Origin of the sequence: Pseudomonas sp. p1(2021b) (assembly GCF_020151015.1) — a bacterium.
Taxonomy (GTDB): domain Bacteria; phylum Pseudomonadota; class Gammaproteobacteria; order Pseudomonadales; family Pseudomonadaceae; genus Aquipseudomonas; species Aquipseudomonas putida_K.
Genome location: NZ_CP083746.1, coordinates 4,779,111 through 4,795,522 on the forward strand (window position 1 = coordinate 4,779,111; position 16,412 = coordinate 4,795,522).

General features: G+C 67.5%; 19 protein-coding genes. 18 read left to right on the forward strand and 1 reads right to left on the reverse strand.

What is annotated here, in order from left to right:
* The first annotated feature begins 18 nt into the window (after positions 1–18).
* Positions 19–453: a thioredoxin TrxC gene (gene trxC, locus K8374_RS22160; protein WP_224457212.1), complete on the forward strand. Its 435-nt coding sequence runs from the start codon at positions 19–21 to the stop codon at positions 451–453.
* Here the strand turns inward: trxC and K8374_RS22165 are convergent.
* Positions 450–1,223 carry a ParA family protein gene (locus tag K8374_RS22165; protein ID WP_224457213.1) on the reverse strand — a complete coding sequence of 258 codons (774 nt, stop codon included), beginning with the start codon at positions 1,221–1,223 and terminating at the stop codon, positions 450–452. The two genes, trxC and K8374_RS22165, sit on opposite strands and share 4 nt — an antisense overlap.
* A 315-nt stretch (positions 1,224–1,538) precedes the next feature.
* Here K8374_RS22165 and K8374_RS22170 point away from each other — a divergent pair, with 315 nt between their 5' ends.
* From K8374_RS22170 to K8374_RS22250, 17 genes are read left to right on the forward strand one after another with little or no spacing between them, the layout of a single operon-like run.
* Entirely contained in the window at positions 1,539–2,255 is a 717-nt protein-coding gene (locus K8374_RS22170; protein WP_224457214.1) for a beta-ketoacyl synthase chain length factor, read from the forward strand.
* On the forward strand, positions 2,231–3,046 hold the full coding sequence (locus tag K8374_RS22175) for a lysophospholipid acyltransferase family protein (protein WP_224457215.1): 816 nt from the start codon (positions 2,231–2,233) through the stop codon (positions 3,044–3,046). Before K8374_RS22170 ends, K8374_RS22175 begins: the two co-directional genes overlap by 25 nt.
* Complete coding sequence (locus tag K8374_RS22180; protein ID WP_084853900.1) at positions 3,018–3,287, forward strand: phosphopantetheine-binding protein; 270 nt, start codon at positions 3,018–3,020, stop codon at positions 3,285–3,287. Before K8374_RS22175 ends, K8374_RS22180 begins: the two co-directional genes overlap by 29 nt.
* Before the next feature lie 9 nt (positions 3,288–3,296).
* Positions 3,297–3,551 (forward strand): acyl carrier protein, encoded by a 255-nt coding sequence (locus K8374_RS22185; protein ID WP_084853898.1) that lies wholly within the window; start codon positions 3,297–3,299, stop codon positions 3,549–3,551.
* Positions 3,548–4,093, forward strand: a complete 546-nt coding sequence (locus K8374_RS22190; protein WP_224457216.1) for a hypothetical protein — start codon at positions 3,548–3,550, stop codon at positions 4,091–4,093. Before K8374_RS22185 ends, K8374_RS22190 begins: the two co-directional genes overlap by 4 nt.
* On the forward strand, positions 4,090–5,769 hold the full coding sequence (locus tag K8374_RS22195) for an AMP-binding protein (protein ID WP_224457217.1): 1,680 nt from the start codon (positions 4,090–4,092) through the stop codon (positions 5,767–5,769). Before K8374_RS22190 ends, K8374_RS22195 begins: the two co-directional genes overlap by 4 nt.
* Positions 5,762–6,496, forward strand: coding sequence for a glycosyltransferase family 2 protein (locus K8374_RS22200; RefSeq protein WP_224457218.1), 735 nt, complete (start codon positions 5,762–5,764; stop codon positions 6,494–6,496). Before K8374_RS22195 ends, K8374_RS22200 begins: the two co-directional genes overlap by 8 nt.
* Entirely contained in the window at positions 6,493–7,431 is a 939-nt protein-coding gene (locus K8374_RS22205; RefSeq protein WP_224457219.1) for a glycosyl transferase, read from the forward strand. Before K8374_RS22200 ends, K8374_RS22205 begins: the two co-directional genes overlap by 4 nt.
* A complete protein-coding gene (gene hutH / locus K8374_RS22210) occupies positions 7,412–8,956 on the forward strand; it encodes a histidine ammonia-lyase (RefSeq protein WP_224457220.1) in 1,545 nt (514 codons plus the stop codon). Before K8374_RS22205 ends, hutH begins: the two co-directional genes overlap by 20 nt.
* Positions 8,949–9,374, forward strand: a complete 426-nt coding sequence (locus tag K8374_RS22215; RefSeq protein ID WP_224457221.1) for an acyl-CoA thioesterase — start codon at positions 8,949–8,951, stop codon at positions 9,372–9,374. Before hutH ends, K8374_RS22215 begins: the two co-directional genes overlap by 8 nt.
* A complete protein-coding gene (locus K8374_RS22220; protein WP_411969567.1) occupies positions 9,371–9,973 on the forward strand; it encodes an outer membrane lipoprotein carrier protein LolA in 603 nt (200 codons plus the stop codon). Before K8374_RS22215 ends, K8374_RS22220 begins: the two co-directional genes overlap by 4 nt.
* Positions 9,957–12,284 (forward strand): MMPL family transporter, encoded by a 2,328-nt coding sequence (locus K8374_RS22225; RefSeq protein ID WP_411969568.1) that lies wholly within the window; start codon positions 9,957–9,959, stop codon positions 12,282–12,284. Before K8374_RS22220 ends, K8374_RS22225 begins: the two co-directional genes overlap by 17 nt.
* Positions 12,281–12,766 (forward strand): hypothetical protein, encoded by a 486-nt coding sequence (locus tag K8374_RS22230; protein WP_224457222.1) that lies wholly within the window; start codon positions 12,281–12,283, stop codon positions 12,764–12,766. Before K8374_RS22225 ends, K8374_RS22230 begins: the two co-directional genes overlap by 4 nt.
* Positions 12,763–13,956 (forward strand): beta-ketoacyl-[acyl-carrier-protein] synthase family protein, encoded by a 1,194-nt coding sequence (locus tag K8374_RS22235; RefSeq protein ID WP_224457223.1) that lies wholly within the window; start codon positions 12,763–12,765, stop codon positions 13,954–13,956. The genes K8374_RS22230 and K8374_RS22235 overlap by 4 nt, the downstream gene beginning before the upstream one ends.
* Complete coding sequence (locus K8374_RS22240; RefSeq protein ID WP_224457224.1) at positions 13,953–14,423, forward strand: hotdog family protein; 471 nt, start codon at positions 13,953–13,955, stop codon at positions 14,421–14,423. Before K8374_RS22235 ends, K8374_RS22240 begins: the two co-directional genes overlap by 4 nt.
* Complete coding sequence (gene fabG, locus K8374_RS22245) at positions 14,416–15,144, forward strand: 3-oxoacyl-ACP reductase FabG (RefSeq protein WP_224457225.1); 729 nt, start codon at positions 14,416–14,418, stop codon at positions 15,142–15,144. Before K8374_RS22240 ends, fabG begins: the two co-directional genes overlap by 8 nt.
* The gene (locus K8374_RS22250; RefSeq protein WP_224457226.1) at positions 15,144–16,397 is read left to right on the forward strand and encodes a beta-ketoacyl-ACP synthase; all 1,254 of its coding nucleotides are present in this window, start codon (positions 15,144–15,146) and stop codon (positions 16,395–16,397) included. Before fabG ends, K8374_RS22250 begins: the two co-directional genes overlap by 1 nt.
* The last annotated feature ends 15 nt before the right edge of the window (positions 16,398–16,412 follow it).

Below are 16,412 nucleotides of genomic sequence, written 5' to 3' on the forward strand. Positions count from 1 at the left end.
ACTTGAAGAGGAAACACCATGTCCGACCCAATGCTAATCCCCTGCCCCCACTGCAACGGCCTCAACCGCCTGCCGTCCGAGCGACTGGGCGATGCCCCCAAATGCGGCCGCTGCAAACAGGACGTACTGCTGGGCAAGCCCTTCGACCTTACCGAGCGCAGCTACGCCAGCCAGATCAAAGGCGACCTGCCCCTGTTGCTCGATGTCTGGGCCGACTGGTGCGGCCCGTGCACATCCTTCGCTCCGGTCTTCGAACAGGCCGCCCGCCAGCTCACCGGCCGCTGCCGCCTGGCCAAGCTCGACAGCGAGGCCAACCGCAACCTGGCCGGGCAGCTGGGCATCCGCTCGATCCCCAGCCTGATCCTGTTCAGGAACGGCCGCGAAGTCGGTCGCCAGGCCGGGGCATTTCCCCTCCAGTCGTTGCTGGAGTGGTTGCGTAGCCAGGGGGTCTAGGCGTTTTCTTCGAGCAACGCATGCAACTCGACAAACTGCTGGGTCAACTTGTGCCGCGGCTCCAGATGGATCAGCGGCAAGCTGGCGTGGTGCGACTCGCGCATCTTCACCGAACTGCCCAGGTACACCGGCAATACCGGCAGGCCCTCGGCCAGCAGCTCGTCGAGCATCTGCTGCGGCAGGCTGGCCCGTGACTGGAACTGGTTGACGACGATACCTTCGACCACCAGCTCCTCGTTGTGGTCGTCCCGCAGTTCCTCGATCTCCGCCAGCAGCCCGTACAGGGCCTGGCGCGAGAAGCTGTCGCAATCGAAGGGAATCAACACGCGGTCAGCAGCGATCAGTGCGGACACGGCATAGAAGTTCAACGCAGGTGGGGTGTCGATGTAGATCCGCTCGTAGTCCTCGTCGAGCTCGTCGAGCAACTTACGCAGCTTGTTGATCTTGTGCTTGGCCTCGAGCTTGGGCTGCAGGTCGGCCAACTCCGGCGTGGCGGTGACCACGTGCAGGTTGTCGAACGGCGTTTCGTAGATATCCACCCGGTTCTTCTTGGCGAACGGCCCGCTGGACAGGGTCTGCTTGAAGAAATCGGCGATACCCATGGGGATGTCTTCGCCGGTGAGCCCGGTGAGGTACTGGGTCGAGTTGGCCTGGGCATCCAAGTCCACCAGCAAGGTCCGGTAGCCTTCGTTGGCGCTGACCGCCGCCAGGTTGCAGGCAATGCTCGACTTGCCAACGCCACCTTTCTGATTGAATACCACGCGCCGCATGGGAGACCTCCGTGTATCAACGAATGCCCGAGTATGTGGCCCGCGCATGACAATGACCAGTACCGCCTGCCTCAACCTTCCTACCTGCAGGCCGATATATGGCTTACACCGTTCATCGGAAAATGCCGGCAAACGATAGAACCTTCATCCCTAGCCGGCGACTTGCCCGTTTGCCATTGTCCAACGGGTATTTGCTACAGATCGCCTGCACCGGGATAATGCGCGCCACTCGACGAGCACCAATCCCTGTCAGGTCATTGTTCCGACGCACTCCTTGGCCAAAGGAAGTCTTTCAGGGCGGGAACCAGACACATCGTGATCACTTTCAACATCAGCCAATGGCGCGCCTGGGCCCCTGGCCTGCAGACGCCTGCCGACTGGCGTGCCTGGGCCGAGGGTAGGTCACTGCCGCAGGGCGACGGCCCGGCGCCGGACGTTTCGTTCCTGCCAGCCCTGCAACGCAGGCGCCTGGGCCCGTTGGCACGCATGGCGTTCGCCGTCGGCTGGCCATTGGCCGAGGGCCACGACGCGCTGCCGCTGGTATACGCCTCACGCCATGGCGAAACCCCGCGCACCTTCTCCATGCTCAGTGAACTCGCCCAGGGCCAGCCACTTTCGCCCACGCAGTTCAGCCTCTCGGTGCATAACGCGGTGATCGGGCTATGGTCGATCATCCGTGGCCAGACCTGCGAGATGACCGCCCTGGCCGCCGCAGGCGATGGTTTCGAGCAAGGCCTGCTGGAGGCTGCCGGCCTGCTGCACGACGGTGCACCGGCAGTGCTGCTGATCGTGGCCGAGGAGACGCCACCCGAGGCCTACAGCCCATCGGTCGAAGATGTGCCCTTCAGCTATGCCCTCGGCCTGTTGCTCACCCCGGGTAGCCAGTGGCGCCTGGACATGGCCCCCGGCAGCAACGCCACACCCGCCCCCCTGCCCCACGCCCTGAACTGGCTGAAGAACCTGCTCACCGGTCAGGCCCGACTCACCCACCCAGGAGCCCTGCGGTCATGGAACTGGCTTCGGCTCGCGTGAACAGGCCAACGGACGCCTACCCCTGGCGCCTGCTGGCGACCGCGCTGAGCTTCGCCGCTTTCGGTGTCGGCAGCCTGTGCCTGCGCGTGCTGGTATTCCCGTTGCTGGCCTGCCTGCCCGGTGGCGTGGCGCGTCATCAGCGCCGTGCCCGACACACCATCGGCGGGCTGTTCTGGCGTTTCATCCGCTTCATGCGCGTCACCGGCGTGCTGACCTATGAGGTGGAAGGGGCCGAGCGCCTGGGGCGCCCCGGCCAGCTGATCATCGCCAACCACCCCTCGCTGATCGACGTGGTGTTCCTCATCGGCCTGGCGCGCAACGCCAATTGTGTGGTGAAGCAGAGCCTGTTCGACAACCCATTCACCCGCGGCCCGGTGCGTGAAGCGGGCTATATCGGCAACGACGGCAGCCTGCAGATGCTGGAAACCGCTGCCGCGACCCTGCGCCAGGGCCAGCCGCTGATCATCTTCCCCGAAGGCACCCGCACCCCGCCCGGCCAGCCCCCGGCCTTTCATCGTGGCGCCGCGGCCATCGCCCTGCGCGGTGCGAAAATCATCACACCGGTGACGATCAGCGTCAGCCCCAGCACACTGACCAAACATGAGCCCTGGTACCGCATCCCGCACCGCCGCGTGCACTTTCGCCTGCGCGTCGGCGCCGACATCGACCCGGCCACCTTCGCCGCGCTGGGCCCGGCACCGGTGGCCTCGCGCCGCCTCAACGACTACCTGCACCAGTACTTCTTCAAGGAGCTCGCCGACGATGAGCGATCCACACAACCTGCACCGTGACATCAAGCAACTGATCATCGACGCCCTGGGCCTGGAGGACATCGGCGTCCAGGACATCGATGACCAGCAGCCACTGTTCGGCGAAGGCCTGGGCCTGGACTCGGTAGATGCCCTCGAACTCGGCCTGGCCCTGCAGAAACGCTTTGGCATCAAGATCGATGCCGACGCCAAGGACACCCGCTCCCATTTCACCAATGTCGCCACCTTGGCGGCATTCATCACTGCCCGACAGGCTGCCTGAGACCGCACCATGCAAAACCGCGAAGCCATCTTCAACCTCCTGCGCGATGCCCTGGTCGAGCTGTTCGAGCTCGATCCGGCCAGCATCCGCCCGGAGTCCCACCTCTATCAGGACCTGGAAATCGATAGCATCGACGCCATCGATTTGATCGACCATATCAAGCGCCAGACCGGCAAGAAGATCACCGCCGAGGACTTCAAGTCCGTGCGCACCGTAGAGGATGTGGTCGAGGCGGTGCACCGCCTGGTGAATTCCGCCGCATGAAGCGCCTGGTCGGCCTCGGCCTGGTGCTGGCCGGGGTGCTCTACCCCTTCGCCGTACACTATGGCCTGGCCCGTTTCGCCCCCTGGCAGTTCGCCCTGGTGCTCGCCGCACTGTGGCTGGCCCGCGCCCTGGGCGCGCCGCGCCGGCCCGGCAACCTGTGGATGACCACCATCGCCCTGGCCTTCTGCGGGCTGCTGGCACTGTCCGACAGCCGCCAGCTGCTGCGCTGGTACCCGGTGCTGGTCAATGGGTTCCTGCTGGCGCTGTTCGCCTCCAGCCTCAGGTACGGGCCACCGTTGGTGGAACGCCTGGCACGCCTGCGCGAGCCGCAGCTGCCTGCCGCCGCCATTGCCTACACACGCCGGGTGACGCAGGTCTGGTGCCTGTTCTTCCTGGCCAACGGGCTGATCGCCGCAGGCCTGACCCTATGGGCGCCGCTGGCCTGGTGGACCCTCTACAACGGCCTGATCGCCTATCTGGCCATGGGCCTGCTGTTCGCCGTGGAATGGCTGGCCAGGCAACGTATGCGAGCACGCTCATGAACTGGATCGAACCCCAGCACTTGCTGCAGCCACAGGCCGCCCCCCGGGTCGTTACCCGCGCGCCTGCGCTGGACCACGCCACCCTCTGCCAGGCCGCCCTGTGCCTGGCAGGCGGCCTGCGCGAACGTGGCGTGCAGCGCCTGGCGGTGCATCTGGAGGATGCCGGCGAACTGGCCATCGCCTTGCTGGGCGCCTGGCGAGCCGGGGCCCAGGTACTGCTGCCCGCCGACCTGCAGGCACAGACCCGGGCGCGCTGGAGCGCCCAGGTCGAGCTGTGGCTCAGCGACGAGCCAGGCGACCATAGCCTGGCATCGCTTTCAGGCGTACCGCTGGCACCTGCCGACCTGGACCTGGACGCCTGCCGGATCAGCCTGTGCACCTCAGGATCCAGCGGCGAGCCCAAGCGCATCGACAAGCAACTGCGCCAGCTGGCCAACGAAGTACAAGCCCTCGAGCGCCTCTGGGGCGCCGACCTGGGCGATGCCTGGATCATCGGCAGCGTCGCCACACAACACATCTATGGGTTGTTGTTCCGCGTCCTCTGGCCGCTGTGCGCAGGGCGCGGCTTCCTGCGTCGCCAGTTGCCCTTCCCGGAAGACCTGCAATGTGCCAGCCGCGAACAGCCGGGCTTCGCCTGGGTGGCAAGCCCGGCACTGCTCAAGCGCATGGGCGACAACCTCGATTGGCCGGCCCTGGGCCAGGTGCGCCGGGTGTTCTCCTCCGGCGGCGCCCTGCCCGGGGACGCCGCGCAGCAGTTGCATCGGCGCCTGGGCCAGTGGCCGGTGGAAATCCTCGGAAGCTCCGAGACCGGTGGCATCGCCTGGCGCGAGGGCGATGCCCCATGGCGTCCGTTCGAAGGCATTACCCTGAGCCAATCGGCGGATGGCGCCCTGTGCGTCGCCTCGCCCTACCTGCCGCACGGCCATGTCGAACACACCGCCGATGCCGTGCAGTTCACCGACGATGGCCGATTCCACCTGCTTGGGCGCCTGGACCGCATCGTCAAGCTCGAAGAAAAGCGCATCTCGCTGCCGCTGCTGGAGCAGGCGCTGTGCGCCCACGAATGGGTCAGCGAAGCGCGACTGGGCGTTGTGCAGCAAGGCCGTGCGTTTCTCGGCGCCTTGCTCGTGCCCAGCCCCGCCGGCCTGCACCAGCTGCGTACCCAGGGGCGTCGCGCCCTGCTCGATACGCTGCGCCAGCACCTGGCGCAACATTGCGAAAGCCTGGCCCTGCCACGGCGCTGGCGCCTGCTGCGGCAGCTGCCGCTCAACGGCCAGGGCAAGCTGCCCCAGGCGCAGGTCCAAGCACTACTGCAGGCCCCACGCAACAATGCTCCGGACGTGCTCCAGGCGACACCTGACGACCAGCAACTGAGCCTGCGCCTGGCGGTACCGGCGGACCTGGCCTGCTTCACCGGGCACTTTCCCACCACCCCCATTCTGCCCGGCGTGGTGCAGGTCGACTGGGCCATGACCCTGGCCACGCCCCTGCTGCCGCAAGGGCTGCGCTTCGCCGGCATGGAAGTGCTGAAGTTCCAGCAACTGGTTCGCCCAGGCGACGAGCTGGAGCTGACCCTGCGCTACGAGGCCCAGCGCGGCAAGCTCTACTTCACCTACGCCAGCAACGGCCAGGCCTGTTCCAGCGGCCGCATTCTCCTGGAGCCCAACGGTGCATAGGCCTTGCGCGGTGATCCCGGTGTACGACCACGAGCACGCGGTACCCGCGGTGGTGGCCCAAGTGCTGGGCGCCGGGTTGCCCTGCGTGCTGGTGGACGATGCCAGCCACCGGCCCTGCGCCCTGGTCCTGGACCAGCTGGCCAGGCAGGAACAGGTGTTCCTGGTGCGCCTGGCCGTCAACCAGGGCAAGGGTGGCGCGGTGATGGCCGGCCTGCGCGAAGCGGCCCGGCTGGGCTTCACCCATGCCTTGCAGGTGGACGCCGATGGCCAGCACGACCTTGCCGATGTCCACGCATTCCTGGCCGACTCGAGGGTTTGCCCACAGGCCCTGGTGTGCGGTTATCCACAGTACGACGCCAGCGTGCCCAAGGGGCGCCTCTATGCGCGCTACCTGACCCACGTCTGGGTGTGGATCAACACCTTGTCGCTGGCCATCCCGGACTCGATGTGCGGGTTTCGCGTGTACCCGCTCGTCCCCACCCTGGCGTTGCTGGACAGGGTACGCCTCGGGCGGCGCATGGATTTCGACACGGAGATCCTGGTGCGCCTGGCCTGGCGCGGGCAACCGATGCGCTGGCGGCCGATCCGGGTGCATTACCCGAGCGATGGCGTCTCGCATTTTCGCCTGCTGCACGACAACGTGCTGATCTCGCGGATGCACGCCCGGCTGTTCTTCGGCATGCTGCTGCGCGCACCGCGGATCCTGTGGCGCAGGTGGCGACGATGAGCCACCCTTCCCGGCACTGGGCCGAACAGCGCGAACGCGGCAGCTTCTGGCTGATGAAGCTGACCGCCGTGCTGGTGCGCCTGCTCGGCCGACGCCTGCTCAGCCCGTTGATCCACGGCATCGTGCTGTATTTCTTCCTGTTCGGTCGCAAGGCCCGGCGCAGCGCCTGGCAGTACCAGCAACGGCTGGCCGCCTGGAGCGACGGCCAGGTACCGGCACCCACCCATGGGCGGGTGTTCGGCCAGTTCATGGCCTTCGCCGACGCCTTGCTGGACAAGCTGGACGCCTGGAACGGCCGGCTGCGCCTGGAAGATATCGAGATCCACGACCCCAGCCAGCTGCGCCGGCAATTGCGCGGCAGCCGCGGGCAGATGCTGGTGGGCGCGCACTTGGGCAACCTGGAAGTCTGCCGGGCCCTGGCAGAGCTGGGCGAGCGGGTGACCATGAACGTGCTGGTGCACACCCGCCATGCCGAACGCTTCAATCGCCTGCTGGGCGAGGCCGGCGCCAGCCACCTGCGGCTGATCCAGGTCAGCGAGCTGGACCCGGCGATCATGCTGCAACTGTCCGAGCGCCTGGAACGCGGCGAATGGCTGGCCATCGCCGGCGACCGTGTGCCTTTGCACGGCAGCCGCACCGTGGCCGTGGATTTTCTCGGCCACCGGGCGGCCTTCCCCCAAGGCCCCTGGCTGCTGGCGGGCCTGCTGGGCTGCCCGGTCAACCTGTTGTTCTGCCTCAAGCACCAAGGCCGCTACCGGATCACCCTGGAGCCCTTCGCCGAACGCCTGCAGTGGCGCCGCGACTTGCGCGAGCAGGTGATTGCCGAATGGGCCGGGCGCTATGCCGCCCGCCTGGGCCATTATTGTCTGCAGGCCCCTGGCCAGTGGTTCAACTTCTACCCTTTCTGGAACGACGATGACGACGCATCCCCATGAGCCCGTGACCTTTGGCGAGGCCCCGCTCGCCATCGAGGACATCCTGGCCTTGAGCCAACGCCACGCCCGCCCACTGTTGCAGGCAGATGCCGCGTACCGCGAACGCATCGCCCGCGGCGCGCGTTTCGTCGACAGCCTGTTGGACAAGGAAGGGGTGATCTACGGGGTCACCACCGGTTATGGCGACTCCTGCGTGGTGGCCGTGCCGCTGGAGCATGTCGAGGCCTTGCCGCGCCACCTGTACACCTTCCACGGCTGTGGCCTTGGCCGGCTGCTCGACGCGCCGGCCACACGGGCGGTGCTGGCGGCCCGGCTGCGCTCGCTGAGCCACGGCATGTCGGGGGTGCGCGTGGCGTTGTTGGAGCGCCTACAGGCGTTTCTCGAGCACGACATCCTGCCGCTGATTCCCGAGGAAGGCTCGGTCGGCGCCAGTGGCGACCTGACACCGCTGTCCTACGTCGCTGCAGCCCTGTCGGGCGAGCGCGAGGTGATGTACCGGGGGCAGCGCCGCGACAGCGCCGATGTGCACCGCGAGCTGGGCTGGCAGCCCTTGGTGCTACGCCCCAAGGAAGCCCTGGCGCTGATGAACGGCACCGCGGTGATGACCGGTCTGGCCTGCCTGGCCTATGCCCGCGCTGATTACCTGCTGCAGTTGGCCACGCGCATCACGGCGCTGAACGTCATCGCCTTGCAAGGCAACCCTGAACACTTCGACGAGCGCCTGTTCGCCGCCAAGCCACACCCCGGCCAGAACCAGGTCGCCGCCTGGTTGCGCCAGGACCTGGCCATCGAGGCCCCGACGGCGCCCCTGCACCGCTTGCAGGATCGCTACTCGCTGCGTTGCGCGCCCCATGTGCTGGGCGTGCTGGCCGACAGCCTGGGCTGGTTGCGCAGCTTCATCGAGACCGAGCTCAACAGCGCCAACGACAACCCGATCATCGACGGCGATGCCGAACGGGTGCTGCATGGCGGGCATTTCTACGGCGGCCATATCGCCTTCGCCATGGACAGCCTCAAGACCCTGGTAGCCAATGTCGCCGACCTGCTCGACCGCCAGCTGGCGCTGCTGGTGGACGAGCGCTACAACCATGGCCTGCCCAGCAACCTGTCCGGTGCCGAGCCCGAGCGCGCAATGCTCAACCATGGCTTCAAGGCCGTGCAGATCGGCGCCAGTGCCTGGACCGCCGAGGCCCTCAAGCTGACCCTGCCAGCCAGCGTGTTCTCGCGCTCCACCGAATGCCATAACCAGGACAAGGTGAGCATGGGCACCATCGCCGCCCGGGATGCCTTGCGCGTGCTGGAGCTGAGCGAACAGGTAGCCGCCGCGACGCTGTTGGCCGCCAACCAGGGGGTATGGCTGCGCGGCCGTGCGGCCGATGCCAACCCGTTGCCGCCGGCACTGGCAAGCATGCATGCCGCCCTGCTGCAGGACTTCGCCCCCGTCACCGAGGACCGCGCCCTGGAGCGCGAACTGCGCCTGTGCCTGGCGCGTATCGGCGAACGCCACTGGAGGCTGCATGCGTAAGCCTGGGGTATTCCATGTGGACACGGAGATCCTCGTGCCCTTCTTCGATGTCGACAGCATGCACATCGTCTGGCACGGCCACTACGTCAAGTACCTGGAAGTGGCCCGTTGCGCTCTGCTCGAACGCCTGGGCCACGACTACCCGCGCATGCAAGCCAGCGGCTACATGTGGCCGGTGATCGACCTGCAACTGCGCTACATTCGCGGCGCCACCTTCGGCCAACGCCTGAAGGTGCGCGCCAGCCTGGTGGAATGGGAGCACCGCCTGAAGATCAACTACCTGATCAGCGATGCACTCAGCGGCGAGCGCATGACCCGCGCCAGCACGGTGCAGGTCGCGGTGCACATCGCCAGCGGCGAAATGCAGCTGGCCTCGCCCCAGGCCATGCTCGATGCCGTCGACAAGGTGCTGGCATGAGGCGCCTGGCGGGTTACCTGCTGATGGCCGCCTTGCTGCTGGCCGGCCCGCAGGCCATGGCGTTCAGCCTGGATGATCTGCAAAAACAGCTCGGTGCATCGGCAGTGGTGAAGGGCCCCTTCGTCCAGGAGAAGCACTTGCGCGCCCTGCCCCAACCGCTGGTGAGCCAGGGCCGCTTCGTCCTGGCCCGCGACCACGGGCTGCTCTGGCTGCTGCAGACACCGCTGCGCCAGGATTACCGCATCACCGCCGACGGCATAGCCCGGCGCGACGCCAGTGGTTGGCAGAAGCTGCCCAGCCAGAGTGCCGGGGCGCAGCAGAACCGCCTGTTCTTCGCCGTGCTGCAAGGCGACAGCAGTGGCCTGCAGCGCGACTTCGAACTGAGCCTCACCGGCGATGCCGAACACTGGCAATTGCACCTGGTGCCTCGTTCGTTGCTGCTCAAGCAGGTGTTCACCCACATCGATATTGCCGGCGGGCGTTTCGTGGAGCGTATCGTGCTGGCCGAAACCCAGGGCGACAGCACCGTGCTGCGCATGCCTGGCAGCACCGGCGCCACGGCCTTGAGCGATTCGGAGCGCAGTGACTTTGCCGACTGAACGACTGCTGCCCAGGCTGTTCCTGGCCCTTTTGCTGGCCGTGCTCGCTCTGGCAGGCTGGCAATGGCATCGCGGCGCTCCCGTTTCCGCTGACCTGATGACCCTGGTGCCAGGGGCTGCGCAGGACGAGCTGGTCGCGCGCGCCGAACAGCGCATGCAAGCGCCGCTCAACCGCCAGCTGCTGGTACTGGTCGGCCATGCCGATCGCCAGCAGGCGCTGGGCCTGGCTGAGCGCCTGGCAGGCCAGTGGCAGGCCAGCGGCCTCTTCGAGCAGGTGCAATGGAACCTGCAGACCGACCTGCAGGCCATACGCGCCCAGGTGCTGCAAGGCCGCCTGGCGATGCTCGGCGCCACCGACCGCCAACAGCTGCTGGCACAGCCCGACACCTTCATCGAACAACGCGTGCAGGCGCTGTTCGATCCGTTCGCAGGCTTCAGCTTGCTGGCCAACCAGGACGACTGGCTGGGCCTGGGTGCGCGCGTCCAGGCCAGCCAAGCCAAACCCGCCAATGTCGAGCTGGACACGGCCAGCGGCGCCCTGGTCGCCGAGGCAGGCGGCAGGCACTGGGTAATGCTGCGCGCCAGCACCCGCGGCGATGCCTTCGACCTGCAGCTGCCGTTGCAGGTCGCCGACCTGCTCGCCAGCGGCCGCCAGCTGGCCGAACAGCAAGGCGCCCAACTGCTGGCTGCCAGCGGCCTGCTGCATGCGGCCAGCGGCCAACGCCAGGCCAGCCGGGAAATCACCTGGGTGGGCGGCGGCGCCACGCTGGGCATCCTGCTGCTATTGCTGTTGGCCTTCCGCCGCTGGCGGGTGCTGTTGGCCTTCGTGCCGGTGCTGGTGGGCATGCTGTTCGGCACGGTGATCTGCACGGCCCTGTTCGGCCGCGTGCATGTCATGACCCTGGTGCTGGGTTCGAGCCTGATCGGCGTGGCGGTGGACTACCCGCTGCACTACCTGTCCAAGAGCTGGAGCCTGCGCCCCTGGCACAGCTGGACAGCCGTGCGCCTGACCTTGCCCGGGCTGAGCCTGAGCCTGGCGACCACCTGCATCGGCTACCTGGCCTTGGCCTTCACACCCTTCCCGGCGCTGACCCAGATCGCAGCGTTTTCCGCCGCCGGCCTGGTCGGCGCCTACCTGAGTGCGGTGTGCCTGCTGCCGGCCTTGCTCGGCGGCACGCAGCTGCGCCCGGCGCGCTGGCCGCTGCGTATCGCCCAGATGCTGACCGACCTGCGCGAACGCGTGTTGGCCAAGGTACCGAGCGCCGCCCTGCTTGCCCTGCTGCTGGCGTTCTGCGCTACAGGTTTGTGGCAACTGCAGACGCGAAACGACATCCGCCAGTGGGTCGGTGCACCGCCACAGCTGCTCGAAGAAGCCCAGGCCGTGGCCCGGATCACCGGCTACCAGCCGACCAGCCAGTTCTACCTGGTGCGCGCCAGTGATGAAACACAGCTGCTCGAGCGCCTGCAGACACTGGCCGGCAAGCTCGATGAACTGGTCGACCTGGGCAAGCTCAAGGGTTACATGACGCTCAGCCAGCGGGTGGCCAGCCCGGCGCAGCAACGGCAGTTGCAGCAGGCCTTGGGGCAGTTGCCCGACCATTGGCAACCCCTGTTGGCCCTAGGGGTGCCTGAAACAGCCTTGCGCGGCGAACTGCAGCAGCTGCAGGCCTTGCCCCTGCTGACGATCGACCAGGTACTCGCCGGCCCGCTGGGCGAAGCCTGGCGGCCACTGTGGCTGGGCCGCACCGACGATGGCGTGGCCGCCGTCGTCAGCCTGCAAGGCCAGGGCGATGTCGCCTTGCTTCGCCTGCAGGCCCAGGACCTGCCGGGTGTGCAGTTGGTCGACCGGCTGGGTGAACTCAACCAGCTGTTCGCCGCCACCCAGGTCAGCGCCGCCGAACTCAAGCTGCTGTCCTGTGGGCTGATCCTGGTCCTGCTGGTGCTGCCCTTCGGGCTGGGCGCGGCCTTGCGCATCGTCGCCCTGCCGCTACTGGCGGCGCTGTGCAGCCTGGCCTGCCTCGGCTGGCTAGGGCAGCCACTGACCCTGTTCAGCCTGTTCGGCCTGCTGCTGGTGACCGCCATCGGCGTGGACTATGCCATCCTGATGCATGAGCGCATCGGCGGTACCGCGGTCAGCCTGCTGGGCACCTTGCTGGCGGCGGCCACCACTTGGTTGTCGTTCGGCCTGCTGGCGCTGTCCAGCACGCCGGCAGTGAGCAACTTCGGCCTGGCCGTGAGCCTGGGGCTGGTGTTCAGCTTCCTGCTGGCGCCTTGGGCGGCGAGCCGCGAGCGAGGGGACATCGCGCCATGAAACACCTGTTGACCGTGATGATGCTGTTGCTGCTCGGTGCCTGCACCTGGCAGCCGCCCCTGCCCGAGCAACTGCCCCCGCTCGAGCTGCCGCGCCAGTTCCATGTGCAGCAGGAACAAGGCGGCCAACGCCAGGACTGGTTGCTGGTGATCCAGCGTGAAGACGGCCATCTGCGCTGGTCGCTGCTGGACCTGCTGGGCGTTCCCCAGGCGCGCCAGTTGCTCGAAGGCCAGCAGTGGCAAGCCGACGGCCTGCTGCCGCCGAACCCTGCCGCCCGCGAGCTGTTCGCCGCCATGCTGTTCGCCTTGACCCCTGAGGCCCAACTGTCCCGGCTTTACCCCCGGGCCATCGGCCACGACCAGCAACGTCGCCTGCCAGACCGCTGGCGCGTCACCTATCGCAGTGCCGACGACTTCACCCTGGCCCTCGATCAAGGCCTGCGCTACCACGTTTCCCCCTTGCCCAACGAGAACGCACCATGACCGCCTTCCTCGACGCCCTGGGCCTGGTCTGTGCCCTCGGGCACGGCCAGGCCGACGTGGCCCGCAGGCTTTTTGCCGGCGACTGCTCCGGCATGCAGCTGCAGGACGACTGGGTGCCTGGGCGCCGCCTGCCGGTCGGTGCCGTGACCGGGCCACTGCCCGAGCTGCCGCTGCCCGGCCACCAGAGCCGCAACAACCAGCTGCTGCTGGCCGCCGCCTTGCAGATCGAACCGGCCATCCGGCAAGCCCTCGAGCGCCATGGCCCACAACGGGTCGGCGTAGTGCTGGGCACCAGCACCTCGGGGATCGCCGAAGCCACCACCGGCATCGCCCATTACCTCCAGGCGGGCCGCTTCCCAGCCGACTACCGCTACGACCAGCAGGAGCTCAGCGCGCCGGCGAACTTCCTGGCGGCCTGGCTGGGCCTGCAAGGCCCTGCCTACGTGTTGTCCACCGCTTGCACCTCCAGCGGTCGCGCGCTGCTCAGCGCACGGCGCCTGCTCGACCTGGGCCTGTGCGATGCCGTGCTGTGCGGTGGCGTGGACAGCCTCTGCAGCCTGACGCTCAACGGCTTCACCGCCCTGGAGGCCGTCAGCGCGCAGCGCTGCAACCCGCTCTCGGCCAACCGCGACGGTATCAATATCGGCGAAGGAGCCGCCCTGTTCCTGATGACCCGCCAAGCGACACCCGAAGGGCACGGCATCGCCCTGCTCGGCGCTGGCGCCAGCTCCGATGCGTTCCATATCTCGGCACCGGACCCCAGCGGCAAGGGCGCCTTGCAGGCCATGCGCAAAGCACTGGACAATGCAGGCCTGACGCCAGGGCAGGTCGATTATCTGAACCTGCACGGCACCGCCACCATGCACAACGACGCCATGGAATGCCTGGCCGTGCACAGCCTGTTCGGCAACCATCTGCCCTGCTCCTCCAGCAAGCCCATGACCGGCCATACCCTGGGCGCCGCCGGCGCGCTGGAAGCCGCGTTCTGCTGGCTGAGCCTGAGCCGGCACAACCCGCAGGGCCTGTTGCCGCCCCATTGCTGGGATGGCCAGCCCGACCCGGCCTTGCCGGCCCTGAACCTGGTCGATGGCCGCCAGCGCTTGCCGGCGCACGGGCCGCGCCGGCTGATGAGCAATTCGTTCGCCTTCGGTGGCAACAATGTCAGCCTGATTCTCGGAGATGCCCCATGATCACCTGGCCCTTGGCCGAACTGCTGCCCCACGCCGGGGACATGATCCTCATCGAGCGCATCGACAGCTGCGACGACGAGCAGATCCACACCTGCACGACGGTTCGCCCCGATGGCCAGTTCAACCGGGCCGACGGCAGCCTGCCCGCCTGGCTTGGCCTGGAACTGATGGCCCAGAGCGTGGCGGCCTATGCCGGCTGCCAGGCACGCCGCCAGGGGCGTCCCGTGGAAATGGGTTTTCTGCTCGGTACGCGCAAGTTCGAATGCAATGTCGAGGCGTTTCCCGCCGGTGCGCAGTTGCACATCCATGCCCTGCGCTCCCTCGAGGACGAGGGCGGCATGGGCGTGTTCGAATGTCACCTGCGCGGCGAAGGCATCCATGCCAGCGCCCGCCTGAATGTCTATCGCCCGCCGCAAGCTGCCAGCTACCTGGCCGAGGCGGGCCCGGAGGAGTCGCAGCATGACTGACACCATCCTGGTCACCGGTTCCAGCCGAGGAATCGGGCGCGCCATCGCCCTGCGCCTGGCCCGCTCCGGCTTCGACCTGGCCCTGCATTGCCGCAGCGCGCGAGACGAGGCCGAAGCGGTCGCCGGCGAAGTCCGTGCCTTGGGCCGCCAGGCGCGGGTCTTGCAGTTCGACGTGGCCGACCGAGGCGGCTGTGCCGCGGCGCTCGAGGCCGATGTCGAAGCCCATGGCGCCTATTACGGTGTGGTGTGCAACGCCGGGCTGACCCGTGACGGCGCCTTCCCGGCGCTGACCGAGGACGATTGGGACACGGTCATGCGCACCAACCTCGACGGTTTCTACAACGTGCTGCACCCACTGATCATGCCGATGATCCGCCGCCGCGCCCCTGGCCGGATCGTCTGCATCACCTCGGTGTCCGGCCTGATCGGCAACCGTGGCCAGGTCAACTACAGCGCTTCCAAGGCCGGCCTGATCGGTGCGGCGAAGGCGCTGGCCATCGAGCTGGGCAAGCGCCGCATCACGGTCAACTGCGTGGCGCCGGGCCTGATCGACACCGCCATGCTCGACGAACAGGTGCCGGTGGAGGAACTGCTCAAGATGGTCCCGGCGCAGCGCATGGGCACGCCCGAGGAAGTGGCGGGCGCGGTGAACTTCCTGATGTCGGACGAAGCCGCCTACATCACCCGCCAGGTCCTGGCGGTCAACGGAGGGCTGTGCTGATGCGTCGCGTCGTGGTTACCGGCATGGCCGGCATCACCGCCCTGGGCAATGACTGGGCCAGCATCGCTGCGCAGTTCGCCGCCAACCGCAGCGGGATCCGGCGCATGGACGAATGGGACCGTTTCGAGGAACTCAATACCCGCCTGGGCGGGCCCGTGGATAGCTTCCAGGTGCCCGCGCATTGGACCCGCAAGCAACTGCGCAGCATGGGCCGCGTGTCCCGCCTGGCGGTGGCGGCTGCCGAACAGGCACTGCTCGACGCCGGGCTGCTCGACGACCCGAGCATCCGTGATGGCCGCATGGGAGTCGCCTGCGGCTCGTCGATCGGCAGCACCGAAGAGATCAAGGCCTTCGGCAACATGCTGCTCAATTCCAAGGCCGATGGCCTGAACGCCAACTCCTACGTACGCATGATGCCGCACACCACCGCGGCCAACATCAGCATCTTCTTCGGCCTCACCGGGCGCCTGATCCCTACGTCCAGTGCCTGCACCAGCGGCAGCCAGGGCATCGGCTATGCGTACGAGGCGATCAAGTACGGGCGCCTGCCGCTCATGCTCGCCGGCGGCGCCGAGGAACTGTGCCCCAGCGAGGCCATGGTCTTCGACGCGCTGTACGCCACCAGCCTGAAGAACGACACCCCATCCCTGACCCCACGGCCCTACGACAATGCACGGGATGGCCTGGTGGTGGGCGAAGGCGCCGGCATGCTGGTGCTCGAGGAGTTGCAGCACGCCCTGGCCCGGGGCGCTCGTATCCATGCCGAGATCGTCGGTTTCGGCAGCAACGCCGACGGCCAGCACATCACCCGCCCCGAACAGGCCACCATGCGCCGGGCCATGGAACTGGCGCTGGAGGATGCAGGCCTTGGGCCCGAGGCCATCGGCTACGTCAACGGCCATGGCACCGCCACCGAGCAAGGCGACATCGCCGAGACGCTGGCCACCCATGAGCTGTTCGGCCCGCGCATGCCCATCAGTTCGCAAAAGAGCTTCCTCGGGCATACCCTGGGGGCCTGCGGGGCGCTGGAGTCCTGGTTCAGCATCGAGATGATGAACCGCGACCAATACGTGCATACCCTGAACCTCGACCACATCGACCCCCGCTGCGGCGAGCTGGACTACCTGCGCGGCCGGTTCCGGGCCATGCAGCATGAGCATGTGATGAACAACAACTTCGCCTTTGGCGGGGTGAATACCTCGCTGGTGTTTCGGCGCTGGTCGGCTGGGCGAGGTAGTGCTGTTCACTTATAGCGCTGCGGTGCCTGT